We start from the raw sequence: 24,543 nt of genomic DNA, 5'->3' as shown, positions 1-24,543 counted from the left end.
ATTCAGGCCAGTCGTCCCTGCAGGGGGTGGATCCAGACACGTTCGCCAACGGCGATCCCGGGTTGATCCGGTACGATTTCAATCAGGCAGTTGGCATCGCTCATGGAGCTGAGAATACCCGAGCCCTGTGGCCCTGTGGTGCGCACCCGCAACTGGCCGTTACGGTCCTGATGAAAGATGCCGCGCAGAAATTCAGTGCGCCCCGGGCGGCTCTTCATCTTCTCGTCTGCCAGTGCCGAGAGGCGCAGCGGCTGCCACCGCTTGCCTTGCAAGCGGGCGATAGCGGGCTCGACAAACTGCAGCACGCAGATCATCGCCGCCACCGGATTGCCCGGCAGGCCGAAGAAGGGGGTCTGCCCCAGCTTGCCAAAGGCGAGCGGGCGGCCCGGGCGCATCTGGATGCGCCAGAAATCGATCTGGCCGAGCTCTGCCAGCACCAGCTTGATAAAGTCGGCGTTGCCTACCGAGACCCCGCCGGAGCTCAGCACCAGATCGGCGCTGGCGGCGGCCTGCTCCAGCTGCTGGCGCAGAATGGTCTTGTCATCGGGAATGATGCCAAGGTCCATCACCTCGCAACCGGCGGCGCGGATAAGGGCCATCAGGGTGAAGCGGTTGCTGTCGAAGATGTGGCCGGGGGCGAGCTGCTCGCCCGGCGCTTGCACCTCGTCGCCGGTACTGAACAGCGCCACTTTCAGCGGGGTGCGCACGCAGAGCGATGCCTGGCCGAGTGATGCCGCCAGCCCCAGTTGGGGGGCACCAAGCCAGGTACCGGCCGGGATGGCGACAGCGCCCTTGGCGAGATCTTCGCCGGCCAGGCGCACATTCTGTCCTGCGCGGATCGGAGCGGTGACGGTGACCCACTCACCTTCAATCTGCGTCTCTTCCCGCATCACCACGGTATCGACGCCGGGGGGGAGCGGGGCGCCGGTCATGATCTGCACCGCCTGACCGGCCAGCACAGGCTCGTGGCGCTGCTGGCCCGCCAGCACTTCCCCCACCAGTTGCCAGCGACCGGCGGCGAGATCGTCGCTGCGAAGGCCAATGCCATCCATCGCCGAGTTGGCGTGGGGCGGCACATTGATGGGGCTTATCAGATCGGCGGCCAGCACGGCGCCGTGGCACTGGGCCAGCGGTTTGTCGCTGCAGGCCGTGCTTGGGGTGAGGGCCGCCAGAATGGCGTTGCGGGCCGCCTCGACCGAGAGAAAGCCCTTGCCCGCCTCCGGCTCCTTGCTCTGGCAGCCGTCAAGCCAGCGGCAGACGAAGTCGGCGATAGCCGCCAGATCGTTGATATCGAGTCGGGGCAGGCTTGTCTGCTGTTGTTCGCCACTCTGTTGGGGTTGATCGCTGGCCAGCGCGATGATGTCGCCGTCTTCGGGGAAGAGCAGCGGCTTGCCAATCTCGGCGCGGTGCAGCTCGATTTTCGGGAAGTGCTCGTGCTTGAAGCCCTCGACCAAGAGCAGATCGAGCTCTGTCTGATCGAAGCTGGCCAGCAACTGGCGAAAATCGGCTTCGGCCAGTTCCGTTTCAATGATACGGGCATGACGACGGCGGGAGGCAACCATCATCTGCTGGGCACCCGCCTTGCGCAGGCGGTAGCTGTCTTTGCCCGGTTGGTCGATATCAAAGTCGTGGTGGGCGTGCTTGAGCACCCCGATGCGCAGGCCGCGATCCACCAGCAGGGGGATCAACTGCTCCAGCAAGGTGGTCTTGCCGGTGCCGCTCCAGGCGGCGAAGCCGAGCAGGGGAAGAGTGGGGGCCGGGGTCATGAGGTGACTCCTTGTTGGGGGTCGATAGCCGGGGCAAGCAGACGGGCCTCGTAGGCGGCCAGCTCGTCCGGGCTATTGAGATTGATAAAGGCATCCGGCTGATCGGCAAAGCTCCCCCCCGCCATATTGTGGCGGGCAAACCAGATATCGATTTTGCGCTCCCCCTCTGCCAGTGCGGCGGTGAGGGAGGGGAGCAGGGATTTGTGCAGCAGGGCGACCACGGGTTGCAGCCAGTCGCCGTCGTGGGCCACTACCAGCTCGGTATCCGGGGTCAGGGCGGCGCGAAAGCGGCTCATCAGATCCAGCGGTAGGGCGGGGCCATCGCAGGGAACGAACAGCACCCAGTCGTGACGGGCTGCGGCAAGGCCAGCCTGCATGCCCGCCAGCGGGCCGAGATAGTCGTTGTTGTCATCGCTGATGACCGGGGCCAGCGCCTGATAGCGGGCCTGACTGCGGTTGGCGTTGATCAGTACCTCATCCACCTGGGGGCGCAGGCGCGCCAAAACATGGTCGATAAGAGGGCGTCCCGCCAGTGTTACCCATCCCTTGTCTTCGCCCCCCATCCGGGTGGCGCGGCCTCCTGCCAGGATCACTGCTGATACGGCAACGGGATCAGAGTGGCTGTCGCTTTTTGAAGTCATGTCGCTCGATGATTTTTAAAGGGGTCGTCTCTTGCAGCTGGCCACGAGCGAGGGTCCATTGCCGCTCGCACAGGTCGGTCAGGGCATTGCTCTGGTGGCTGATGACGACCAGGCCGCTGCCATGTTCCCGCAGATCTTGCGCCAATGCGGCCATCAGGGCAACCGAATGTGTGTCCAGATTGGCGGTGGGCTCATCCATCAACAGAAAGGCCGGTTGCAGCGCCCAGGCGCGCGCCATCGCCAGCCGTTGCCGTTCGCCACCGGACAAAATGCTGATGTGCTCCCGCGCCAGCCCTTCCAGCTCGACCCGGCGCAGCGCCTCGAACACCCGGATCTCGCTGCCGAGCTGTTTATCGAGCGCCCAGGCCACGTTGTCGTGCACGGTGCGATCGAACAGATAGGGGGTCTGGTGCAGATAGGTGACCCGGCCCGGCCCCAGATCCCGCTTGAGCAGCCGGTTGAGCCGCTGTTGCCAGCGCCCCGGCAGATTGGTGTGACCGCGGGTGGGGGTCAGCAGCCCCGCCAGGATTTTGAGCAAGGTGGTCTTGCCCACCCCGTTGGCTCCATGCAGCCAGATGGCATCCCCCGGTGCGATGGCGAGCCGGTCAATCTCGAACAGCTGGCGCTCGCCAAAGCGCATCGTCAGCTGGTGGGCGGTCAGGGCCATGGGGTACTCCTGTTGGTACACAGTGGGGGCATGGTCAGTTCTTCAGATAGCTGTGGCCGCGACACGCCGTCAGCAGCAGGTTGAGCAAGAGGGCGAGGGTGAGCAGCACTATGCCGAGTGCCACCCCCTGGGTGAAGGCCCCTTTTTGGGTTTCCAGCGCGATGGCGGTGGGGATATTGCGGGTGAAGTGCAGGATATTGCCCCCCACCATCATGGAGCAGCCCACCTCGGTGACGATGCGGCTGAAGGCGCCGATGATGGCGGCCAGCAGGCCAAAGCGGCACTCGTGCATCAGGCCGATCAGCGCCTTGGGCCAGGAGACCCCCAGGGTCAGGGCAGTCTCCCAGGCGCGCCGATCGCTCTGGACAAACGCCGCGTGAGCCATGGTGGCGATCACCGGAAAGGCGATCAGCATCTGCCCCACCACCATCGCCTGCTGGGTAAAGAGCAGCTTCCAGTCGCCAAAAGGGCCGGCCCGCGACAGCAGCATGTAGAGCAAAAGACCGATCACCACGGTCGGCACCGACTGCAGGGTGTTGATGCAGGAGAGCCAGAGCCAGCGGCCGGGCAGCGGCAGATAGGCCAGGGCAAAGCCCAGCAGCAAGGCGGGCAGCAGCACCAGCAGCAGGGCGATGCAGGAGACGGAGAAGGAGACCCCCACCACCTGCCACAGTTCGGTGTCACCACTGAACAGCAGGGCGAGGGCCGCCAATGTCGTGTCGATCAATGTCGGCATCAGACCTCTCTCTCATCGTGCAGGGCGAGGGCCGTCAATACGGTCGTGTCGAGCAGGGTCGGCATCAGGCGCCTCCCTCAGCGAACCGGGGGAGGGCCATCAAGGTCATCGCAGGGGTCAGGGTTGCCATTATTTCCCGTTGGCATCCGCCACAAACAACGCCTGACCCGCCACCTTGAAGTCGCCGATCAACTTCTGGCCATGCTCGGAGATCAGCCAGTTCTTCAGGGTGCGCGCCCCTTCGGTGTTGAGATCCGGGTAGCGCTTGGGGTTGACCAGGATAACCTGATAGGGGTTGAACAGGCGCTTGTCACCCTCCAGCAGCACGGCGAGATCCAGCTTGCTCTGGTAGGCGAGCCAGGTGCCGCGGTCGGTCAGGGTGTAGGCACCGAGCTCGGAGGCCATGGTCAGGGTCGGGCCCATCCCCTGGCCGATGGATTTGTAACCGGCAAACTCGGGTTTGACGTCAGCGGCTTGCCACAGGGTCTTCTCCTTGATGTGGGTACCGGACTCGTCACCGCGGGAGATAAAGGTCTGGCCCTGCTCCTTGATGGCTTGCAGCCCCTTGGCTGCGTCGTGCAGTTTGCCGAGACCTGCCGGATCTTTAGCCGGGCCGACGATAACGAAGTCGTTGTACATCAGGTGTACCGGCTCGATGCCAAAGCCTGCGTCGACAAACTTCTTCTCGGCAGAGGGGGCGTGGGTCATCACCAGATCTGCGTCGCCATTCTCGCCCATCTTCAGGCTCTGGCCGGTACCGGCCGCCATCACCTGCACCGGATAACCGGTCTCTTTGGTGAACTGGGGCAGCAGCCAGCCCAGCAGACCGGACTGCTCGGTGCTGGTGGTGGTGGCGAGGCGGATCGGCGCTTTTGTGGCATTAGTATCCGCTTCGGCGTGGGCCGCACCGGCGATCAGCAGGCTGGCGGCGAGGGAGAGGGCAAAACGTTTGAGGTTGGTTTTTATCGTCATCGTGATGCAACTTTTTTCAGGGTGGATGAGGAGAGGGCAAGAGTAAGCAAGCAGGGTGCCAAACTGTTCCTTTGCCTCTGCATTCACGGTTTGCCGTTTAAAAACAGAAGCTTATTAGAATCAATTAGGTGAGCTTGTTATCGCTTTTAATAATTGGTGTTGGTGCTTTTGATACGGTAAGGACAAAATGTCCCACTAAGGTTCCGGTTATCGGGACATTCACCGACCGTACGTGCATCCGAGGTACTTTTTTCCATGACACTCCCTCCCAGCCGCTGGTCTGCCCTCTCCCTGCTTATCGTTGACGATGAGCCCGGCATGCGCAGCTTTCTGGCCAAGGCGCTGGCCAAGCGTTTTGCCCAGATTGAGACTGCCGCCAGCGTGGAGGAGGCGGAAGCCCTGCGCTGCCGCCTTCACTTCGACCTTATCATCGCCGACATCCGGCTGCCTGGGCGCTCTGGCATCGAGTGGCACGAAGCCATAGACCCGGCCACTCGCCGCAGCGACATCATCTTCATGACCGGTTTTGGCGATATGGAGACCGCCCTCAAGGCGCTGCGCCTCGGCGCCAGCGACTTTATCCTCAAGCCCTTCAACCTTGATCAGATGGTGCAGGCGGTGGACAGAGTCATCGAGCGCCGCCAGATGGAGCGGGAGAACCTGCTGCTGCGCCGGGAGGTGAGCAAGCTGTTCCCGCCCACCCTGATTGGCGACAGTGCCAAGACCCGCGAGCTCAAGACGCTCATCGCCAGAGTGGCCCCCTCCAATGCCGCCGTATTGGTGGAGGGGGAGTCCGGCACCGGCAAGGAGCTGGTGGCCCGTGCCCTGCATCAACTCTCTGGCCGTATGGGGGCCTTTGTGCCCCTCAACTGCGCCTCCATCGCGCCGGAGCTTTTGGAAAGCGAGCTGTTTGGCCATGTGCAGGGGGCCTTTACCGGCGCCCGCAAGGGGCGCGACGGCCTGTTCCGGGTTGCCCATCAGGGCACCCTGTTTCTCGACGAGATCGGCGAAATGCCCCTTGCCATGCAGGCCTCCCTGCTGCGGGCGCTGGAGCAGAAAGCCATCCGCCCGGTGGGGGCCGAGCGCGAATTGGCGGTGGATGTGCGCATCGTCGCCGCCACCAACCGCAACCTCAAGGCCGAGGTGGAGGCGGGCCGCTTTCGCGAGGATCTCTTCTATCGCCTCAACGTAGTAGCGCTGCCGGTCGCCCCCTTGCGGGAGCGGATCGACGATATCCCCGCGCTGGTACACCACTTTACCCGCCAGCTCACCGCCGAGATGGGGATGGGCTCCTTGAGCTGGACCCACGAGGATGTGGTAGCGATGCAGGCCTATCCCTGGCCCGGCAACGTGCGGGAGCTGCGCAACCTCATCGAGCGCTGCCTGCTGCTGGGCAAGCCCCCGGCGGATTACTGGCAGAGTAGCAAGCCCGCTGAACTGGGCACGAGCGAGGAGGGCTACCCGCTGGCGTGGCCGCTGGCGGAGGTGGAGAAGGCCCACATCCTGCAAGTGGTGGCGAGCCATGATGGCAACAAGTCGGCCGCTTCCCGGGTGCTCGGGGTGGCGCGCAAGACGCTGGATCGCAAATTCAAGGAGTGGGCCATCGAATGAGGAAGGCTGACTGGATGGGGTGGCGATGAAACTGACCCTGCTCTCCCGCTGCATGCGCGCCCTGTTGCCCCGTTGCGTGCGCACCAAGGTGCGCTGGCGCCTGCTGCTGCTCACCTCGGTACCCATCATGCTCACCCTGGTGGGCATGATCGCGCTCACCCTCTACTGGACCCTCACCTACAGCTGGCAGAACCTGCTCACCACGGTGCGCAGCGATCTCGGGGTGGCCCACCACGCCATCACGGTGCAGCAGCAGCGCCAGACCGAGCATCTGGAGCATCTGCGCGATGCCTGGGCCTTTCAGCTGCGGCTGCGGGAATCGCCGGATCAGTTGCATGACTGGGTGATGCCGCTGGCGGCCAACTATGGTCTCGATTTTCTGCGCTTGCGCCGTGGCCTCGAGCTGGATCAGCTGACGGCGCAGGAGCGCGCCGCCCTCACGGCCGGGCGCAGCGTCAGCCACTTCGTGGTCTGGTCGCAGCAGGAGATGCTCGCACTCTCTCCGCAACTGGCCAAACGGGCCGTGCTGTGGCAGCGGGATGGCACCAGGGTGGTGGAGGACAGGGGGCTGATCAGCCTGTCACTGACTCCTGTGATGGGCCGCGACGGCTCCCTTTGGGCCGTGCTGGAGGGGGGCGAGCTTGTCAACGGCAGCACCCGGCTGGTGGATGAGCTCAAGGGTCAGGTGTTTGCCAAAAATACCCTGCCGGATGGCAGCGTTGGCACCGTCACCCTGTTTCTCGATGATCTGCGGGTGAGCACCAACGTGCCGGTCAGCAGCAGCCGTCAGGTGGGCCGGGCGGTGGGCACCCGGGTCTCGCCGCCAGTGCGCGAACAGGTGCTGGGGCGAGGGGAGATGTGGGTTGACCGCGCCTTCGTTCACGACGCCTGGTATGTCTCGGGTTACGAGCCGCTGCTGGGAGCCAGGGGCGAGCGGCTCGGCATGCTCTACGTGGGCTTTCTCGAGTGGCCCATCATCCGCACCTACCTCACCAATCTGGTGGAGCTGGGCTCCGGCGTAGTGCTGCTGTTGCTGCTCTCTGGCCTGCTGGTCTATCGCGGCGCGCGGGATCTCTTCTCCCCCATCGAGCGGATGCACAAGGTAGTGCGGCAGGTGCAGGCCGGGGAGTCGGCTCGCATTGGCCCGCTGGCCCTCGATCCCGACCACGAGCTGGCCCAGCTCGGTCGCCAGTTCGACGCCATGCTGGACAGGCAGGAAGCGCATCAGCAGCAGATGGCCCGCAGTGCCGATGAGCTGGAGCAGAAGGTGGCCGAGCGCACCCAAAGCCTCGAGCTCAAGACTGCCGAGCTGGAAGATCATATCCATATGCTGACCGAGGCGCGCCAGCAGCTGCTGATCAGCGAGAAGCTGGCGGCCCTTGGCGAGCTTTCGGCCGGGGTGGCCCACGAGATCAACAATCCCTTGGCGGTGATCCTCGGCAATGTGGAGCTGATGAAGCTGGAGCTGGGAGAGGCGGCCGAGCCGGTCAGCGAGGAGCTGGCACTGGTGCTGGCCCAGATCGAGCGCATTCGTGCCATCACCCGTAGCCTGCTGCAATATTCGCGCCCCGGCGACTATGAGACGGCGCCTGTGTGGCAGCACCTCAATCCCATCATCGAGGAGAGCCTGACCCTGGTGCGCTCCGCTCTGCGCCAGCAGCAGGTGGAGCTGGTGGCCGATCTCAGGGCCCAGCAGCCCATTGAGGCAGATCGCCAGCAGCTGTTGCAGGTGTTGATCAACCTCTTGGTCAACGCCAGCCACGCGCTGGGGGAGCAGGGGGAGATCCGGGTCGAGAGCCGCGACTGGGTCGATGAACTGGGTCAGCTGCGCGGGGCAGAAGTGCGGGTGATCGACAACGGCAGCGGCATCGAGGCGGCCATTATCGACAAGATCTTCGACCCCTTCTTCACCACCCGCGCCACCGGCACCGGGCTGGGGCTGGCCCTGAGCCACCGCATCATCAGCCGCTGGGGCGGCGAGCTGTTGGTGGACTCCACCCCGGGGCAGGGGAGCTGCTTTACCGTACGGTTGCGCAGCCATGCTCTGCTGCCCAGCGGCAGCGAGCCTGCGAAACTGGAAGGGTGGCGCATCGCCCTCAATGCCGAGGGGCGTGAGACAAGCGATTGATGCTGTTATAAAAAGGCCCGTGATAAAAACAGCCCGTCAACATGGTTGGCGGGCTGTTTTGTCTTTGGGTGAGTGGTTCTTTACTGCGGGCTCCACACCAGCTTGCCGCTTTGGGTCAGGTCATAGCCGCCGAGGCGGGCCGCCAGCTCGCGTCCCTCGGGGGATTGCAGCCAGCCGATCAGCTGTTGCAGCAGGGTGCGAAAGAAGACCCCCTGCGGCATCACCAGATCGAAGCACTCCTGCGACAAGGGCATAAAGCCGAGGCCAAACTCGGTGGCGGTACTCTGGGCGCCGGGCCCGACATCCGCATCGCCGCGGCTGATGGCGGCAGCCAGTTCCCGCTCGCTATTGACCTCGAGGGTGCGCTCCAGCCGGGTCAGCGACTCCCCCTGGGTTTGCAGCCACTCCTGCAGGGCGCGCTGGCTGCCAGCCCCCTCCTGACGCATGGCCCAGCGCCAGTCGAGCGCCTCTTTCGCCTCCTTGGGTTGCAGCCCCTGGCGCAGCACCAGCCCCTGCACCCGCCTGAATCCATGAACGATCACCCATTGCCGGTGGCCCTGATACTGCTGCACCAGCGCCGGGTGGCGCAGGTGCGCCTCCTCGGCCTGCCCCCAGTGGATGGCGCACAGATCCACATGGCCGCGCGCCAGCATCGCCAGCCCCTGACGGGTGCCGCACGGGGTGTAGCCCACCAGTGCCTGGGTGCCGAGCTGCTGCGCCAAGCGGCTGCTGGCGTAGTGCAGCAGCACGTCGTCCGAGCCTGCCAGCAGCAGCCGGTCGTTCATCACCCCCTCGTGGCAACTGCCGAGCAGCCAGCGGTCGAGCAGGGAGCGGGGAAACAGCCACTTGCCGGTCGCCTTGGTGGCGGGGATACGCGCCTCGTTGGCGAGCTGGTAGACCTTCTTCTCGTTGAGATCGAGGTATTCCGCCACCTGCTTCACGTTCATAAACTCGTTCATGGTTTAATCCCGCATCCCGCGACCGGCCGAACCGGGCGCCAGCACCGGTGGCTTCTCGTCCAGCACGATATGGTCGTGGCCGCTGAATACCTCGAAGTGGCGCCCCTTGGCGCGGGCAATCATGGTGATGCCGAGCTGGCGGGCGAGATCCAGCCCCATCTGGGTGACGCCGGAGCGCGACAGCAGCACCGGAATGCCCATCTGCGCCACCTTGATCACCATCTCCGAGGTGAGCCGCCCGGTGGTGTAGAAGATCTTGTCGTGGCCACTCTCGCCGCGCATCCAGAGCTCGCCCGCCAGGGTATCCACCGCATTGTGGCGTCCCACATCCTCGACAAAGGAGAGGATTTCGCTGCCGCGACAGATGGCGCAGCCATGGACGGCACCGGCCATCTTGTAGGTTTCGTTATGGGCCGACAGGGCTTTCAGCAGGGCGTAGAGGGTGCTCTGTTTAAGCTCAGGCGCCGCCAATACCACCCCTTCGAGCTTCTTCATCACGCTGCCATACATGGTGCCCTGACCGCAGCCGGAGGTGACCGTCTTCTTCTCCAGCGACTTGTCGAGATCGGCTGCCTGCTGGCTGCTCACCACGGCGGCGGCCTCGCTCTCCCAGTCGACGATGACCGACTCGATGGCTGCAATATCCTCGATAAATCCCTGATTTTTCAGATAACCCAGCACCAGCGCCTCGGGGCGGGCCCCCAGCGTCATCAGGGTTACTATCTCCTTCCAGTTGAGGTAGACAGTCAGTGGCCGCTCACAGGCGATTTGGCGGGTGTTCATTGTGCCCTGTTCATCCATCACCTCGACGGCCATGGTGAGCTGGGCGGCTGCATTGCTTTTGATAAAGGTCGGTGTCATGGGCCCCTCGCGACCGGTTGCCGGGATCTAAGGGGAGGGATACAGCAAGTTTTGTTCCAGATTATTTTTGGGCGAAATTCTCCTTTTATGGGGTCGACTCTTTTTGTGCTAGTTTAATGGCTTTCCAATTGTAACGATCTTTGGACTTATCCCACGCCATAACACGCAAAACCGATACTCTAGACTCGTTAGCCACATCGCCAATCAAAAATGACGGTACAAATGTGTCCTCTACAAAGCCAAACCCTTTCGCAGAAATACGCAGCTCGCCTTCAACAGTACCCACATCCGCTAGCTTAATTGACTGGCATGGAACCGATGCTACAACTTCCTTCTCATTACCATTTGCGGATAGGGACAATTCAACATAGTCACCTGTTTGAGGCTTCTGATTGCTTTTATGTACTCCCATCCTCACCGACCAGTGGGTGGTTTTATTCACAAAGACTTGAAAGCCCTTCTCTGACTTGTGAATACTCTCAATGACTCCAATCACTTTCTCGGTTGGACCATAGAGATATTCGATAGCGTCTCGGCAAAGAGAGGTTAAAAATGCTTTCAGGTCACTTTCATTAACGTTGGCGTTATACCATGGTTGAGCCATCAACTGCTCAAGCTCGGGTTTTACTTTCCATCCGTGGCTTTGGTATGCCTGCAATGCCGTTTTTAAACACATGGATGCTTCTGCGACTTGCTGATTGGCAAGCAACAACGGGATCGCGCCCTGAAGCAACTTCAAACTGAAAGTAACCTCATGCGCCGAGATGATCCCTTTGGCAAAAAATTTCAGCGCAAAATTAGGGTCTTGTTGCTGATAGCTTGCTGCCAGCGCTCCCCAAGCCCAGGCTTCTTTCTGTTTTTTCCGTAAAATGGGCAACAACAATTCACGAGCCTGGTCATATTGACCGGCAACGATTAAGCACCTTGATTGATCGTAATCGAGCCAAATCAAGTGCTTTGTATCAGATACTTGCTGACGGGCAAGCTTGATAAAACACAGAACTTGATTCAGATCCAGCTGCCAAAAATCGTGTGCGCGCAGCCAGGCATGCGCAATTTGCCGAGCAGTAGTGAGCATCAAGCTGGGCACTTCACCATTCTCAGATTGAAATGGCTGCTTGGCTTCCGCATCAAACAGCGAACCTTGGTGGCGCAGAACAAAATGAATTAATGTGGGGAACCACTCAAGATTCTTTTTGAACTGAACCAACAGCATCTTGTATTCCAACCCACCAGTTGGAATGTCAAATGTCACTATGGTTTGCAGCAAGCTTTCAATAGACTCAAACTCGAAATCACTGGGGCGAAAATTATTCGAAGACGCGGCACGTTTTGATATCTTAAGTTGATGCTGCTTTATAAACTCATAACACACCCAAAATAATGCACCTTTAAGATACGCATCTTGCGGAGACTGTTCCAGCGCCGCAAAACCAACATTCCACGCTTCTTGCAAATGACCTGCTTTACGCAAGTTTGTAATGGTACGGAAAGGCTGCTCATTCATGCTATAGCCCCAATTTTATCAATTACCTCATCCATCAATCTGGTGGAATTACTTAACTGTGACATTTTTACTGTTTTTTTAAACTGGTAAGAATCGTTATAAAAAATATCTATAACCGCCAACTCGTTTTCGCGTTGAAAGTAATACCGCTCACAAAATTCACGTGATTTAATTTTAGTAACTGCCACATCTTCTTCGATTAATTGAGAAGAAATATATTCATAAAGCTCTTTCAAACATGGATGTGAAAACGTGATACCTCCATCAGACTTTGGTTCAGGCAAATCTAACAGCGTCCCCTCCAGTGGTGCCAACAAAGTCATCAACTCTGTGTCAAATCCACCTTGCCCAAGACTGTTCACGTGAGAAATTTTCCAACTACCCTTATAAATAAAACTAATTGAAGCCTGTTCATTACCTCGCTTGAAAATGTAGCGTTCTTGATGGTCGTAATGAAGTACATCTACAATCGAAATCCCGGTACCATCAACCCCCGCTTTTACACATTGATAGAGACGCTGTAATTGCGGTTTGTCACTACGAAAAATGAATGTGTCCACTGGTTCAGGGCCCACTGGCCTTTGAACGATATCTTTGTTGTCATTTGTTGGTTTTTCCGGGGGTAGTTCAGGAGTAGCATCAGGTTTTACCCGAGGTTCTCCAGGCCACAGCGAGATATTTGGTGGATCCATTACATACAAGGTTTCAGATGCACGTGTTATTGCAGTGTACAACCAACGAAAGTACTCTTTTGTTAACTTTTTATGGTGGGTCTGGCACTGCAAAAACACATTTTTCCACTCACTCCCTTGCGCTTTGTGTCCTGTGATAGCGTAGCCGAATTTAATTTTAAAGGCATTAAAATAAGGGTCTTGCAATAATGCAACCCTCCTCTTTTGTTCATTGCCCTTACGTTTCAGCTCAGGATTTCTATTTAGAAAATGTACATAGATTGCTTTATGCTCATCTGACGACAAGGCCGGATCATCATTATAAAGTAGATTCTCTATGACTTTGGCCTCAAAATAAAATGGCTCACCGAAATCATTACGAAACCCCAGAATCACATCTCTAAAACTTAGATCAACCTTCCTTTTAACCATTTGGCCAGTATCGCCTTTCACGCTAATAATAACGCTGACTAATTCAGGGTGCGGTGATACAACCTCTTTTATCATACCAAACTCGCCATTAGTAATAGTGGCGTCAGGTCGATAATGATTCGCTACCGAAATAACTTTATCGCCTCTGGCCATCTCCTGCTGACCGTCGAAAAACTGTTCACGAATGAGTCGATTATATTCACCAACCTGTCGGTTTGAAGAGGCAATGATTACACTCTCTCCTGTTTTACCTATTTTCCCATCGCAGGTCTCTAAAAACGCATTGAGAAGATTATCGGGATATAGTTGACATACGTCTTCATTATTCACAACGAATTGCAATTTATTGAAGACCTTTTGCTCTAGCCCATCGCGTAGCATAGCTGCATTGACCAATACACCACTGTTAGCTCTTTGGCGTACAACTTCAGTTAAACACCCTGAGACAACCTTCAGTTGATAGTTCTTGCTGAGATAAAAAGCATCAAGTGCTGGTGAGGTATTCATACCTACAGGTGGCAACTGCGCATTGTCACCAATAAAAATAATCTTCTTATTATGATCGTTATGGTCAAAATTGATGAATTTGAGCAAGTCTCTTAATAAATAACCTGAACCAAACTGGAAAAACTCACCATCCGAATATTTATCAGACACCATGGAGGCTTCATCAATGATGTAAACCGCTTCTGCAGTATCGACGTTAACCTTTAACTCTGCATAACAGCGGTAAGTTTCAGACCCATCAATACCATCGACCTTAAACTCTTTTATGTTCTCGTAATTATAAATGGCCCGATGTATTGTGCAGGCTGCTTGCATGGTTTTATCTGAAATAACCTTGGCCGCCTTACCCGTAGGCGCCATAATTTTGAACTCACGGCCTATTTTATCCAAATACTGTGTGATGCCTTTGGTAATAAATGTTTTACCTGTACCGGCATAGCCGTTCAACAAAAAAACATTTTGATTAGGATCTTTCAGAAAGTCATTGACTTGATTTACAACTTTTCTCTGGCTTGATGTCAGTGTTACATCTTCAAAGCAGTCAAAGATATCGATATTTCGGCGAGTCAGCTCCATATCCAGATCGAAGCTTGATGCCGATGACATACTTGCTTGCTTAAACTCTTCGCGCAGTTGATAGTTTGACACAGCCTGCTGTGAAGCCATTAAATCTTTTTGTTTCTGCTCAAGCGCTATCTGCAGTAGTGCTTGCTCTTTATTTACATTCGAAAGCGCATCGTTTTTAGCACTCAGCTCGGCTAACAATACCGTTGTCTTTTGTTCAAACGTTTCTTGATTGGCAGCCAACTTTGCCTTTAGCTCAGACTCACGAGTTGCAAGCTCTTGCTGCTGCAGCAATAATTCTGCTTGTAAAGATGCGGTAATATCGATCGGCTGTACTGGATTAACAAACTCGGGAGGAATAATCGTTTCATTAAGAATGGTCTGCGCGTACCAACGGGCAATAAGAAAAGCCTCTTTGATCAGCCAAAATGTCTCATCTATGGAAATATCAACTGTTCCACTAGCAGAATGAGCGGCCTTATTACCATTGAAGCGAATTGTATCTAACTTAGTCAAAATACTGCGGTCACCAACGACATTCTTAAACTCGTCATCTCGCAGACGATTATATAAGTCATCTCGTTCTGGTGGCGTCAACGCCAAGCTACTGTAAATATCACCAACGATGACCTCAACAAAACACCGAAGTTTAACCAACGCCGCTTGTCTGTCGTTATGGCAATACAGTTCCGCACTGCAGCCAAGTTGTGCAAGTGCGGGTTGAATTTTTTCAAGAAAGGTAAAATTACTCATTATTCCCTCAACTCAAATTCATCGGTCATCAGTCTGGTCAGCAAGCTATCACCAAGTTGGTCGGTACGCGCAGGGCTCTTGCCATCATCCTGCTGGACAAACGGTGACGGCTACCCGCTTGTCACTCGTCGAGTTGCTGAGTGATTGAGCCCAGTCTGCTGCGTTAACCTGTGAGATAGCAATCCGTACTGCCATGGTGTTATCCCCAAAGAGGATGGTTATTTGGCTATGTTAGTGGTGGCCTAGGCGCGTTGAAAAGTGTGTTTTAGCCGAAATCTGCCCAGGATCACCCACAGGGCGTCCGCATGAACGTTTATTGAGCTCATCTCGTATGTTGGGCTAAAGCGTAGGTTGGTGCTGAACGAAGTGAAGCCCAACGTTTATCGTGGAATATTTCAAAAGCAATAATCGGATAATTCAGTGTTATTCGGTTATTGCCATCCCTTTTGATTAGACTCTGGCGGATTGGTTTTACTCCGCATGTTGGGCTTCGCTGCGCTCTGCACCAACCTACGCCCGCACCAACCCATGTCCTGGACGACGCCCCAACCCGCATCAAAGCACCTATTAACCACCAAACCTGCCTTGGCCCCACTCTTGCTAAGTCTTATCCCATTGATGGCCGTGGCTGCCCTTAATCCCCTGCTCTGATCTGCCTCGAACGGGGTGGATCACGGGGGGAGGGCGGCCCGGCCGAGACCTTCTGATGGGAGCCGTGACAGTGCAAGACACCACCAATACCTTGCCCCCGCAGCGCTGGCTGCAACTGGAGTTAAAGGCCATCGACAGCCAGGTTGGCCGCTGGCAGAGCCGCCGTTTCGAGATTGCGGCGCTCCATCCCGCGCAGCCCAAGGCTGCCGGCGCCTTGCCCCTGACCCTGTTTCGCGACGAGCGGGGGGATTATCGCTTCAACCTGAGCTCCGGCTCGCCCCGCCTTTTTGTTACCGGAAGTGTCACCGGAAGCTGCGTGGACAATGGCTTTGTGGCCGATGGCCTCACCCTGAGCCAGACCGTGGCCGCCGCCTATATGGATGGCGAGCGGCAGGTGCTCTCCTGCCCGCTGCCCGAGGCGCTGCAAGCCTGGGTGGAGGCCTTTATCGGTCGTCACGGCGAGCTGCTGGAGGCCCGTCGCAAGGGCAAGAAGGGCAAGGGACGGGCGCAGGATCAGCTTGGTGTCGATACGGTAGATCAAGCCAGCTGTGGCGCCGTTAAAGCCACCGGCCCCGATGGCCGCGAGCGTGACAGTGACGCAGGAACCTGTGCCGTAAACAAGGCCGGAAACAGCGCCCATGAGTGAGTTCCTCAAGCGCTGGTCGTCTCGCAAGAGTGAGGCGCGCAAGCATCAGGTATTGCAGCCACGGGAAGAGGCCATTCCCGAGGCGGTTGCAGCCCCCATCGAAGGCAGTGGCGAAGCTGAAACTCCAGATACTGCGCTGGATAGCCCCGTAGTCAGCACTGACAAGGGGAGCTGTGACTCCCTTGCCTTTGAGGGGGCCGAGAGTGGCGAACCGTCGCTAACAACAGCCCCGCAGGGCAAGGCCAAACTCCCCGACAAGGAGGCGCTGCGGGCCATGTTTCGCAGCCACAAGCCGGATGGACTCGACGACTACACCCAGGATTTTAGCCAGCCCGAATTGCTGCCTGCGGCCCTGACCGCCGGGCTGCGCAACTGGTTGGTGGATCAGGTAACCGCGCCGGAGAGCGAATCGGTCAATCCGGCCAGCGGATCCGCTGAACCGCTGGCGCTTGTCAGCGAACCTGCCGCCGACGAGCTGGCTGATAACCATTCTCAAACCCACACCGACGATCGGGACATTTTGGTTTCCTCTGATGGACAAAATGTCCCAATAAAAGGTGGGGGAATGGAACCCTCAGGATCCTGACTCCCTGTCAGTCACTTTTTTTTCGGGGGAGTTGGCTCGCCTCTTGCTCTCTCGGCTTACCAACAAGCGCCCATCCCATGAGGTGGCGCGCGCAGGAGTGTATGTGAGCACTGAACAAACATTGCCAAATCTGGCCCCAAATCTAGCCTCCAATCTTGCCCATGGGGCGGGGGCGGCCGAGCATAACGCGCGCGCTCGCGCCTATGCCCTGCATCATACGGTCAAGACCGACAACCTGATCCCGGCCACTGTCTCTTACCAGAGTCAGGGGCGCCTGCTGCTGGTCGGTCCGGAAGATCGCATTCGCCGCGCTGCCAGCCTGCTGCCCGCCGGGGTGAAGCCCACCCTGCTGGTGACCGAAGCGGTCCACGATGCCGAGGCGGCAGATCTCGAAGCCATTTTCGATGCCACCGCATCCCTCGCGGCCCTGACCCTGCGCGAGCCGAGCCTGACAGGGTATCTGGGGCAGTTTCAGCTCACCGGCCTTAATGGGCAGGGGGAGCGGGTTAATCTGGCTGCGCTCTGCTTTCCACAACAAGCGGCGGTTGGTAGCGAACCGCACTTTGATCTGGTGGCCGATCTGGGCCGCGCCCCGCTCTTTGCGCTGGAGCGCCCGCCGGTCGGCTATCTGCATCTGGCTGATGAAGATGGGCTGGCCGAACGGCTTGCCGAGCTCTGTGCGCTGACCGGTATTTTCGACAAGCCGCGCTATTTTCGCCTCGACCCCGAGGCCTGCGCCTTTACCGCCCGCGGCGTGCCCGGTTGCAGCCGCTGCCTTGATGTCTGTCCGACTGATGCCCTCAAGCCCATCAATGGTCGCATCCAGATCGATCCCCATCTCTGTCAGGGCTTTGGTAGCTGCGCTTCGGCCTGCCCAACCGGGGCGATTGCCTATCACCAGCCCGATGCCAACACCAGTGGCGACTACCTGTTCCGCCTGCTCAAGCACTATCGGGAGGCGGGCGGCGACGCGCCGCAGTTGCTGATCGCCGGTGAAAACGAGCGCGAATGGGGGGAGGCCGAACTCACCCGCTTGCCCGCCAACTGGCTGCCAGTCTGGATGGAGGAGAGCGCCAGTTTGGGTATCGAGAGCTGGTTCGCCGCCCTTGCCTATGGCGCCAGCGCGGTGCGCATTGCGCTGGTCGATGACGCCCCCACCAGCGTCCGTGCACTGGTTGAGCGGGAGCTGGCGAGCGCCGCCGTGCTGCTGGAGGGCGCTGGGCTTGCTGCCGATCGCATTGCTCTGTTTGACGCAGATGCTGGTGAGCCTGTTTCCGGCCAGCCCACCGTTGCCCTGTTGGAGAAGCCGCTCAAAGGGGATAAACGGGAGAACCTGTTTGCCGCCTTCGATGCCCTCTGGCAGGCCAATGAGGGGAGCCGTGAGCCGCTGGCGGTGCCCCACGGTGCCCCTTACGGCAGTGTGGAACTCAAAGAGTCTGACTGCACCCTCTGCATGGGCTGCGTGGCGGTCTGCCCGAGCCGCGCCCTGCATGCGGTTGGGCACACGCCCGGCCTCAACTTTATCGAGCAGGATTGCATCCAGTGCGGCATGTGCGAAAAGGCGTGCCCCGAGCAGGCCATCGTGCTCACGCCCCGTCTGCAACCCGTGCCCGAGACGCGCCGCGCCGTGCAGAGCCTCAAAGCCGAAGAGGCGGCCTGCTGCATTCGCTGCTCCAAGCCGTTCGCGCCCGCCTCGATGATCCGCCGCATCCAGCAAAAACTGGCCGGTCACTCCCACTTCCAGAACGAGGCCGCCCAGCGGCTGCTGATGTGCGAGGACTGTCGGGTCAAGGATGTGTTTGCGGCGCTGGCGGCGGATCCCGTCTCCCAGCTCAAGGTGTGAGGGCCAGTGATGAGTGAACAACATAACGAAAAGGCTGGCGAACTGACCATGACCGAACTGGAACAGAGCAGCGCCGATATCTACGCCCTGCTGGCGAGCCTCTGGCGCGCCGCTCCCCGTGGCGAACAGCTCGCTTGGCTGCAAGGGTTGCAAGCCATGCCGGGCCCGTTTGCCAGAGGGCTGGGACTGGTGCAGTTGGCGGCCAGCAGCCACCACGAAAACGAGCTTGCCGAGGAGTATCAGGATCTCTTTATCGGGCTGGGGCGCGGGGAGATCGTGCCGTTTGCCTCCTGGTATCTCACCGGCTCTTTGATGGAGCTGCCGCTGGCGGTACTGCGCGCAGACCTCCAGTCCCTCGGTTTTGAGCGCCAGAGCGGAGTGTGTGAGCCGGAAGATCATCTGGCCGCCCTCTGTGAGGTGATGGCGGTACTGATTGCCGAGCAGCACCCGGAGCGCAACCGCTTCTATGAACGCCACCTTGCCCCCTGGGTACTCGCTTGCTGCCGCGATCAGCAACAGGCGAAAGGGGGCAGCTTCTACCGGGCGGTCGGCGCCCTTGCCGAAGATTTCTTCAAGCTGGAAAACGAATTGCGCCTGCCGTTTGGCGCCTGCGTGGTGAGGGGCTGAACGCCCTTATCTGTGCATAACAAGTTCTGCGCATAACAAAATGAACAGACGAGATATCCCATTGGACGCGAAGCTGGCGCGCAGGCGCCGGCAAGAACAACAACAGAGGTCACAAGAATGAGCGATGAACAGCTGAAAGACCCGTCCCGCCGCAATTTGATCAAGGGAGTTGGCGTGGTCGCCACCATAGGCGTATTGGCCGGTGCCACCGGTCGGGTGGTGGGCAAAGAGGTGCTGACCCACGACACCGAGCCTGACAAGGGCTATCGGGAGACCCCCCATGTTCACGACTTTTATCGCACCCTGCGCGGCACCGACTGAGCCGGATCAGTGAAGGAGAACTCATGAAACTGACAAAACGTGCCGAGCAGCCCCAAGTGGGCGAGCAGGGCAATGAGGCCATTCGCGGTCAGGGGCTGACCCGTCGCGCCTTTATGGTCAACTCCGGTCTGGTGGCCGGTGGGGCCGTGGCCGCCGGTTGGCTGGCGCCAGCCATGATGCAGCGGGCCGAAGCCAAAACTGTGGCGGCCGGGGTACCGGTCGAGGTGAAGCGTACCATCTGTTCCCACTGCTCGGTGGGTTGCGGCGTCTATGCCGAGGTGCAGAACGGCGTCTGGACCGGTCAGGAGCCAGCTTTCGATCACCCCTTCAACCTTGGCGGTCATTGTGCCAAGGGGGCGGCCCTGCGCGAGCATGGCCACGGTGAGCGTCGCCTCAAGTACCCGATGAAGCTGGTGGGCGGCAAGTGGCAGCGCATCAGCTGGGATCAGGCCATCGAAGAGGTGGGTAACGAAGTGCTGCGCCTTCGCAAGGAGTCCGGCCCCGACAGCGTCTACTGGCTCGGCTCCGCCAAGCACTCCAACGAGCAGGCCTACCTGTTTCGCAAGATGGCGTCGCTTTGGGGCACCAACAACGTGGATCACCAGGCGCGGATCTGCCACTCCACCACGGTCGCTGGCGTCGCCAACACCTGGGGCTACGGCGCCATGACCAACAGCCTGAACGACATGCACAACAGCAAGTCGATCATGTTTATCGGCTCCAACCCGGCGGAGGCCCACCCGGTCGCCATGCAGCACATCCTGCTGGCAAAAGAGCGCAACGGCTGCAAGATTTTGGTGGTCGACCCGCGTCGCACCCGCACCGCCGCCAAGGCGGACATGTACCTCTCCCTGCGTCCGGGCACCGACGTCGCCTTTATCTGGGGCATGCTCTGGCACATCTTCAAGAACGGCTGGGAAGATAAAGAGTTCATCCGCACCCGTGTCTACGGCATGGATGAGGTGCAAAAAGAGGTGGCGCGCTGGACTCCGGCGGAAGTGGAGCGGGTGACCGGCCTCAACGAACAGCAGGTCTATGGCGCCGCCAAACTGCTGGCCGACAACCGCCCCGGCTGCGTGGTCTGGTGCATGGGCGGCACCCAGCACACCACAGGCAACAACAACACCCGCGCTTACTGCATCCTCGAACTGGCCCTCGGCAACGTGGGCAAGAGCGGGGCGGGCACCAACATCTTCCGCGGTCACGACAACGTGCAGGGGGCCACCGATTTTGGCGTCACCTCCGACTCATTGCCCGGCTACTACGGTCTGGAAGAGGGCTCCTGGAAGCACTGGGCCCGGGTGTGGGATGTCGATTACGAGTGGATCAAGGCCCGCTTCGACAACAAGGCCTACAACGGCAAGCTGCCGATGAACAACAATGGCATTCCGGTCTCCCGCTGGGTGGACGGTGTGCTGGAGAACGCCGATCTCATCGAGCAGGGCTCCAACATCCGCGCCATGTTCTACTGGGGCCATGCGGTCAACTCCCAGACCCGCGGCCCGGAAATGAAGAAGGCGATGCAAAAGCTCGACATGATGGTGATTGTCGACCCGTACCCCACCGTCGCCTCGGTGATGAACGATCGCACCGACGGCGTCTACCTGCTGCCGGCTACCACCCAGTTCGAAACCTATGGTTCCGTTACCGCCACCAACCGCTCCATGCAGTGGCGCGACAAGGTGATCGAGCCCCTGTTCGAATCCAAGGTTGACCACGAGATCATGTATCTGCTGAGCAAGAAGCTCGGCTTTGCCGACCAGCTGTTCAAGCACATCAAGGTGGAGAACAACCAGCCACTGCTGGAAGACATCACCCGCGAATATAACCGCGGCATGTGGAGCGTGGGTTACACCGGCCAGAGCCCGGAGCGGCTCAAGGCGCACCAGCAGAACTGGCACACCTTCCACAAGACCAACCTCAAGGCCGAGGGCGGCCCGGTCAACGGTGAAGTGTACGGTTTGCCCTGGCCCTGTTGGGGCACCCCGGAGATGAAACACCCCGGCAGCCACATCCTCTACGACACCAGCATTCCGGTCTCGGAAGGGGGCGGCGGTTTCCGCGCCCGTTTCGGCATCGAGTATCAGGGCGTCTCGCTGCTCGCCGAAGACTCCTGGCCGAAAGGGAGCGAGGTGGAGGATGGCTATCCCGAGATCACTGCCGACCTGATGAAACAGCTCGGCTGGTGGGATGAGCTGACCGAGGCCGAGAAGAAGGAGGCTGAGGGCAAGAACTGGAAGACCGATCTCTCCGGCGGTATCCAGCGGGTGGCCATCAAGCACGGCTTCGTCCCCTACGGCAACGCCAAGGCGCGCTGCGTGGTGTGGACCTTCCCGGATCAGGTGCCCAAGCACCGCGAGCCGCTCTACACCCCGCGCCGCGACTTGTTGGCCGACTACGCCACCTGGCCCGATGCCAAGAGCCTGTGGCGCCTGCCGACCCAGTACGCCTCGGTGCAGGAGAAGGATGTCAGCAAGGAGTTCCCGATCATCCTCACCTCCGGCCGTCTGGTGGAGTACGAGGGGGGCGGTGACGAGACCCGCTCCAACCCCTGGCTGGCCGAGTTGCAGCAGGAGATGTTTGTCGAGATGAACCCGGCGGATGCCAACGATGTCGGCGTGCGCGACGGTCAGGATGTGTGGGTCGAGGGGCCGGAAGGGGGTCGGGTCAAGGTGAAGGCGCTGGTGACCCCGCGGGTCAAACCGGGGCTCGCCTTTATGCCGTTCCACTTCGGCGGCCACTTCGAGGGCAAGGATCTGCGATCCAAATATCCGGAAGGGTCTGATCCCTATGTGCTGGGGGAGTCGGTCAACATAGTCACCACCTATGGCTATGACCCGGTCACCCAGATGCAGGAGACCAAGGTCACCCTGTGCCGTTTTCGCAAAGTAGGAGCCTGATCCCATGGCCAGAATGAAATTCATGTGTGACACCAAGCGCTGCATCGAGTGCAATGGCTGTGTGACGGCGTGCAAGAACGAGAACGACGATGCCCTCGAGTGGGGCATCCAGCGCCGCCGGGTGGTGACCCTCAACGACGGCCTGCCGGGGGAGACCTCCATCTCGGTCGCCTGCATGCACTGCACCGACGCCCCCTGCATGGCGGTCTGCCCGGCCGACTGCTTCTATCACACCGACGACGGCATCGTGCTGCACAACAAGGATCTCTGCATCGGTTGCGGCTACTGCCTGTTTGCCTGCCCGTTCGGGGCGCCCCAGTTCCCGAAGACCGCCGCCTTTGGCGATCGGGGCAAGATGGACAAGTGCACCTTCTGTGCCGGCGGCCCGGAAGAGGATCACAGCGAGGCGGAGCGCCAGAAGTACGGTGCCAACCGCATCGCCGAGGGCAAGCTGCCGATGTGTGCCGAGCTCTGCTCCACCAAGGCACTGCTGGCCGGGGATGCGCAGGTTATCTCCGATATCTTCCGCGAGCGGGTTGCCTATCGCGGTGCCCCTCACGCAGCTTGGGGGGCTGATGAACAGGCGCTTTATCGCGACGCCAGCAAACCTCACGATGGCAGAGGCAAGGGGCTCAAGCTTGGCAAGCAGGAGGATGGCCAATGAGACACTGGCTGACAGCGCTACTGACGGCCTTGCTGCTGTTCAGCGCGCCCGGCTTCGCTGATGCGCAGAAAGAGGCGGTCGGCTTTGCCGGCGCCGATTATTGGCGGGCGGTGAAGGATGGGCAGGAGGGGGTGACCACCTCCCGCTCGCCGGAGCACGGAGTGCTGATCTCGGTGCCGGGCCAGCTCTGGTTCGAGGTGAAGACCAAGTGGGTGTCGCCGCTCGGCGCCATCGCTATTTTCGGGTCGCTCGCCATGTGTGGCCTGATGTATCTGGTGGTGGGGCAGACCAAGCTCTCCAAACCGCGCACCGGGCGCAAGCTCAAGCGCTGGAGCCGGCTGGATCGGGCGCTGCACTGGACCACGGCAGCCATGTTCCTGACCCTCTCCGGGTCGGGGCTGGCCATCATCTACGGCAAGTACTTCATCAAGCCGGTGGTGAGCCTCGGGGTGTGGGAGAACTGGATCTGGTTTGCCAAGGTGTTCCACAACTACGTGGGGCCGCTCTTCTTCCTCTGCCTGATGGGGGTGCTCATCAAGTGGTTCCGCCACAACATCGTCAACATGGTGGATGTGCAGTGGTTCATGAAGTTTGGCGGCATGCTCGGCAAGCACAAGGGAAGTCACCCTTCGGCGGGCTTCTCCAACGGCGGCGAGAAGGCGATCTTCTGGCTGCTGATCTGGTTTGGCGGCATCGTCGTGGCGACCGGGCTGTTCCTCGACTTCCCCATCTTCGGCCAGCTGCGCCGCCAGATGGAGTGGGCCAGCTTCATCCATATCGTAGGCGCCTTGATCCTTATCTGCGGCTTCATCTTCCATATCTACATGGGCCTGTTCCAGTTGGAAGGGGCGCTGGAGGGGATGGTGACCGGCGAGGTGGACGAGACCTGGGCCAAGGAGCACCACGACCTCTGGTATGAAGAGGTGAAACACACCCTTGATGAGCCCAAGGCGGGCAAATCAAGCTGATGGTCGACAAAGAGTAAAGAGAAGGGGCGCTACGGCGCCCCTTTTGATGGCGGGTCGATCGTGATGGCAAATTGATTGAGCGATGCCGCAAACGGCGATGGTTTTTTGGGCCACCTTGAGCAACAGTAACAGGGGTTCCATTCACACAAGGGATGACAAATGATGAGAAAAGCATGGCTGGCAGCGGTATGTGCATCTGCACTCTTCGGTGGTATTGCGGGCGTGGCGCAGGCGGCTGAAGGGATCAAGACTCAGCAGGTGCAGTTCAAGAAGGGGGAGTCAGGGGCGACTATCAACGGCACCATTCAGGGTAGCCAGACCCTCGATTACAAGCTGACGGCCAACAAGGGCCAGAGCATGGTGGTGATCCTGACCGGCAAGCCCTACTTCAATATTCTGCCGCCGGGCAGCAAGGGGGAGGCGATGTTTATCGGCTCTACGGAAGGGAACAACTTTGAGGCGACCCTGCCCGCCAAGGGCACTTATACCATTCGGGTCTACCAGATGGGGGCGGCCGAGAGCAGCAAGGCCAAGACGCCGTTCAAGCTGGAGGTGGGCATCA

20 protein-coding genes are annotated in these 24,543 nt (G+C 59.4%); 11 read left to right on the top strand and 9 right to left on the bottom strand.

Annotation, left to right across the window (positions count from 1 at the left end):
• Nucleotides 1–2 precede the first annotated feature (2 nt).
• The 5 genes from L972_RS17690 to L972_RS17670 form a co-directional block, all read right to left on the bottom strand.
• Nucleotides 3–1,766, bottom strand: a complete 1,764-nt coding sequence (locus L972_RS17690; protein WP_047439966.1) for a bifunctional molybdopterin-guanine dinucleotide biosynthesis adaptor protein MobB/molybdopterin molybdotransferase MoeA — start codon at nt 1,764–1,766, stop codon at nt 3–5.
• The gene (gene mobA / locus L972_RS17685; protein ID WP_047439963.1) at nt 1,763–2,407 is read right to left on the bottom strand and encodes a molybdenum cofactor guanylyltransferase MobA; all 645 of its coding nucleotides are present in this window, start codon (nt 2,405–2,407) and stop codon (nt 1,763–1,765) included. The genes L972_RS17690 and mobA overlap by 4 nt, the downstream gene beginning before the upstream one ends.
• A complete protein-coding gene (locus tag L972_RS17680) occupies nt 2,379–3,074 on the bottom strand; it encodes an energy-coupling factor ABC transporter ATP-binding protein (RefSeq protein WP_005334830.1) in 696 nt (231 codons plus the stop codon). Before L972_RS17680 ends, mobA begins: the two co-directional genes overlap by 29 nt.
• Before the next feature lie 34 nt (nt 3,075–3,108).
• Nucleotides 3,109–3,810: an ABC transporter permease gene (locus tag L972_RS17675; protein WP_019446238.1), complete on the bottom strand. Its 702-nt coding sequence runs from the start codon at nt 3,808–3,810 to the stop codon at nt 3,109–3,111.
• Between the two features lie 129 nt (nt 3,811–3,939).
• A complete protein-coding gene (locus tag L972_RS17670) occupies nt 3,940–4,782 on the bottom strand; it encodes a substrate-binding domain-containing protein (RefSeq protein ID WP_047439960.1) in 843 nt (280 codons plus the stop codon).
• Nucleotides 4,783–5,037: 255 nt separating this feature from the next.
• Between L972_RS17670 and L972_RS17665 the strand changes: the two genes are divergently transcribed.
• Nucleotides 5,038–6,393: a sigma-54-dependent transcriptional regulator gene (locus L972_RS17665; protein WP_047439958.1), complete on the top strand. Its 1,356-nt coding sequence runs from the start codon at nt 5,038–5,040 to the stop codon at nt 6,391–6,393.
• 25 nt (nt 6,394–6,418) lie between these two features.
• Nucleotides 6,419–8,521 carry a sensor histidine kinase gene (locus L972_RS17660; RefSeq protein WP_081990756.1) on the top strand — a complete coding sequence of 701 codons (2,103 nt, stop codon included), beginning with the start codon at nt 6,419–6,421 and terminating at the stop codon, nt 8,519–8,521.
• A gap of 80 nt (nt 8,522–8,601) precedes the next feature.
• Here the strand turns inward: L972_RS17660 and L972_RS17655 are convergent, their stop codons facing one another.
• From L972_RS17655 to L972_RS17640, 4 genes are all read right to left on the bottom strand, one after another.
• Nucleotides 8,602–9,468: a helix-turn-helix transcriptional regulator gene (locus tag L972_RS17655; RefSeq protein WP_013723539.1), complete on the bottom strand. Its 867-nt coding sequence runs from the start codon at nt 9,466–9,468 to the stop codon at nt 8,602–8,604.
• A gap of 15 nt (nt 9,469–9,483) precedes the next feature.
• Nucleotides 9,484–10,341, bottom strand: coding sequence for a formate dehydrogenase accessory sulfurtransferase FdhD (locus tag L972_RS17650; protein WP_047439955.1), 858 nt, complete (start codon nt 10,339–10,341; stop codon nt 9,484–9,486).
• An 85-nt stretch (nt 10,342–10,426) separates the two neighbouring features.
• Complete coding sequence (locus L972_RS17645; protein ID WP_047439953.1) at nt 10,427–11,848, bottom strand: DUF7017 domain-containing protein; 1,422 nt, start codon at nt 11,846–11,848, stop codon at nt 10,427–10,429.
• Complete coding sequence (locus tag L972_RS17640) at nt 11,845–14,775, bottom strand: AAA family ATPase (RefSeq protein WP_047439951.1); 2,931 nt, start codon at nt 14,773–14,775, stop codon at nt 11,845–11,847. The genes L972_RS17645 and L972_RS17640 overlap by 4 nt, the downstream gene beginning before the upstream one ends.
• 706 nt (nt 14,776–15,481) lie before the next feature.
• On the opposite strand from L972_RS17640, the gene L972_RS17635 reads away from it, so the two are divergent.
• The 9 genes from L972_RS17635 to L972_RS17595 form a co-directional block, all read left to right on the top strand.
• Entirely contained in the window at nt 15,482–16,072 is a 591-nt protein-coding gene (locus tag L972_RS17635; protein ID WP_047439948.1) for a DUF3305 domain-containing protein, read from the top strand.
• The gene (locus L972_RS17630) at nt 16,065–16,658 is read left to right on the top strand and encodes a DUF3306 domain-containing protein (protein WP_047439946.1); all 594 of its coding nucleotides are present in this window, start codon (nt 16,065–16,067) and stop codon (nt 16,656–16,658) included. Before L972_RS17635 ends, L972_RS17630 begins: the two co-directional genes overlap by 8 nt.
• 121 nt (nt 16,659–16,779) lie before the next feature.
• The gene (locus L972_RS17625) at nt 16,780–18,501 is read left to right on the top strand and encodes a 4Fe-4S binding protein (protein WP_052200086.1); all 1,722 of its coding nucleotides are present in this window, start codon (nt 16,780–16,782) and stop codon (nt 18,499–18,501) included.
• Nucleotides 18,502–18,510: 9 nt separating this feature from the next.
• Nucleotides 18,511–19,128 carry a TorD/DmsD family molecular chaperone gene (locus tag L972_RS17620; protein WP_047439942.1) on the top strand — a complete coding sequence of 206 codons (618 nt, stop codon included), beginning with the start codon at nt 18,511–18,513 and terminating at the stop codon, nt 19,126–19,128.
• Between the two features lie 117 nt (nt 19,129–19,245).
• Nucleotides 19,246–19,449, top strand: coding sequence for a transcriptional initiation protein Tat (locus L972_RS17615; RefSeq protein WP_005303194.1), 204 nt, complete (start codon nt 19,246–19,248; stop codon nt 19,447–19,449).
• 23 nt (nt 19,450–19,472) lie between these two features.
• Nucleotides 19,473–22,349, top strand: a complete 2,877-nt coding sequence (locus L972_RS17610) for a formate dehydrogenase subunit alpha (RefSeq protein ID WP_047439937.1) — start codon at nt 19,473–19,475, stop codon at nt 22,347–22,349.
• 4 nt (nt 22,350–22,353) lie between these two features.
• Entirely contained in the window at nt 22,354–23,013 is a 660-nt protein-coding gene (gene fdh3B / locus L972_RS17605) for a formate dehydrogenase FDH3 subunit beta (protein ID WP_005353752.1), read from the top strand.
• Nucleotides 23,010–23,981 carry a formate dehydrogenase subunit gamma gene (locus L972_RS17600; RefSeq protein WP_005353740.1) on the top strand — a complete coding sequence of 324 codons (972 nt, stop codon included), beginning with the start codon at nt 23,010–23,012 and terminating at the stop codon, nt 23,979–23,981. Before fdh3B ends, L972_RS17600 begins: the two co-directional genes overlap by 4 nt.
• A gap of 159 nt (nt 23,982–24,140) precedes the next feature.
• On the top strand, nt 24,141–24,543 hold a 403-nt coding region (locus L972_RS17595), incomplete at its 3' end, for a DNA breaking-rejoining protein (RefSeq protein WP_231560950.1).

Origin of the sequence: Aeromonas sp. ZOR0001 (assembly GCF_000801015.1) — a bacterium.
GTDB classification, from domain to species: domain Bacteria; phylum Pseudomonadota; class Gammaproteobacteria; order Enterobacterales; family Aeromonadaceae; genus Aeromonas; species Aeromonas veronii.
Note: the sequence above shows the minus strand (reverse complement) of the source record. Positions and strands in the feature narration are given on the sequence as shown.

Bases quoted from the DNA above. Each gene is read 5' to 3' on its own strand.
- L972_RS17690 (WP_047439966.1), bottom strand. From the start codon at position 1,766: ATGACCCCGGCCCCCACTCTTCCCCTGCTCGGCTTCGCCGCCTGGAGC.
- mobA (WP_047439963.1), bottom strand. From the start codon at position 2,407: ATGACTTCAAAAAGCGACAGCCACTCTGATCCCGTTGCCGTATCAGCA.
- L972_RS17680 (WP_005334830.1), bottom strand. From the start codon at position 3,074: ATGGCCCTGACCGCCCACCAGCTGACGATGCGCTTTGGCGAGCGCCAG.
- L972_RS17675 (WP_019446238.1), bottom strand. From the start codon at position 3,810: ATGCCGACATTGATCGACACGACATTGGCGGCCCTCGCCCTGCTGTTC.
- L972_RS17670 (WP_047439960.1), bottom strand. From the start codon at position 4,782: ATGACGATAAAAACCAACCTCAAACGTTTTGCCCTCTCCCTCGCCGCC.
- L972_RS17665 (WP_047439958.1), top strand. From the start codon at position 5,038: ATGACACTCCCTCCCAGCCGCTGGTCTGCCCTCTCCCTGCTTATCGTT.
- L972_RS17660 (WP_081990756.1), top strand. From the start codon at position 6,419: ATGAAACTGACCCTGCTCTCCCGCTGCATGCGCGCCCTGTTGCCCCGT.
- L972_RS17655 (WP_013723539.1), bottom strand. From the start codon at position 9,468: ATGAACGTGAAGCAGGTGGCGGAATACCTCGATCTCAACGAGAAGAAG.
- L972_RS17650 (WP_047439955.1), bottom strand. From the start codon at position 10,341: ATGACACCGACCTTTATCAAAAGCAATGCAGCCGCCCAGCTCACCATG.
- L972_RS17645 (WP_047439953.1), bottom strand. From the start codon at position 11,848: ATGAATGAGCAGCCTTTCCGTACCATTACAAACTTGCGTAAAGCAGGT.
- L972_RS17640 (WP_047439951.1), bottom strand. From the start codon at position 14,775: ATGAGTAATTTTACCTTTCTTGAAAAAATTCAACCCGCACTTGCACAA.
- L972_RS17635 (WP_047439948.1), top strand. From the start codon at position 15,482: ATGGGAGCCGTGACAGTGCAAGACACCACCAATACCTTGCCCCCGCAG.
- L972_RS17630 (WP_047439946.1), top strand. From the start codon at position 16,065: ATGAGTGAGTTCCTCAAGCGCTGGTCGTCTCGCAAGAGTGAGGCGCGC.
- L972_RS17620 (WP_047439942.1), top strand. From the start codon at position 18,511: ATGAGTGAACAACATAACGAAAAGGCTGGCGAACTGACCATGACCGAA.
- L972_RS17615 (WP_005303194.1), top strand. From the start codon at position 19,246: ATGAGCGATGAACAGCTGAAAGACCCGTCCCGCCGCAATTTGATCAAG.
- L972_RS17610 (WP_047439937.1), top strand. From the start codon at position 19,473: ATGAAACTGACAAAACGTGCCGAGCAGCCCCAAGTGGGCGAGCAGGGC.
- fdh3B (WP_005353752.1), top strand. From the start codon at position 22,354: ATGGCCAGAATGAAATTCATGTGTGACACCAAGCGCTGCATCGAGTGC.
- L972_RS17600 (WP_005353740.1), top strand. From the start codon at position 23,010: ATGAGACACTGGCTGACAGCGCTACTGACGGCCTTGCTGCTGTTCAGC.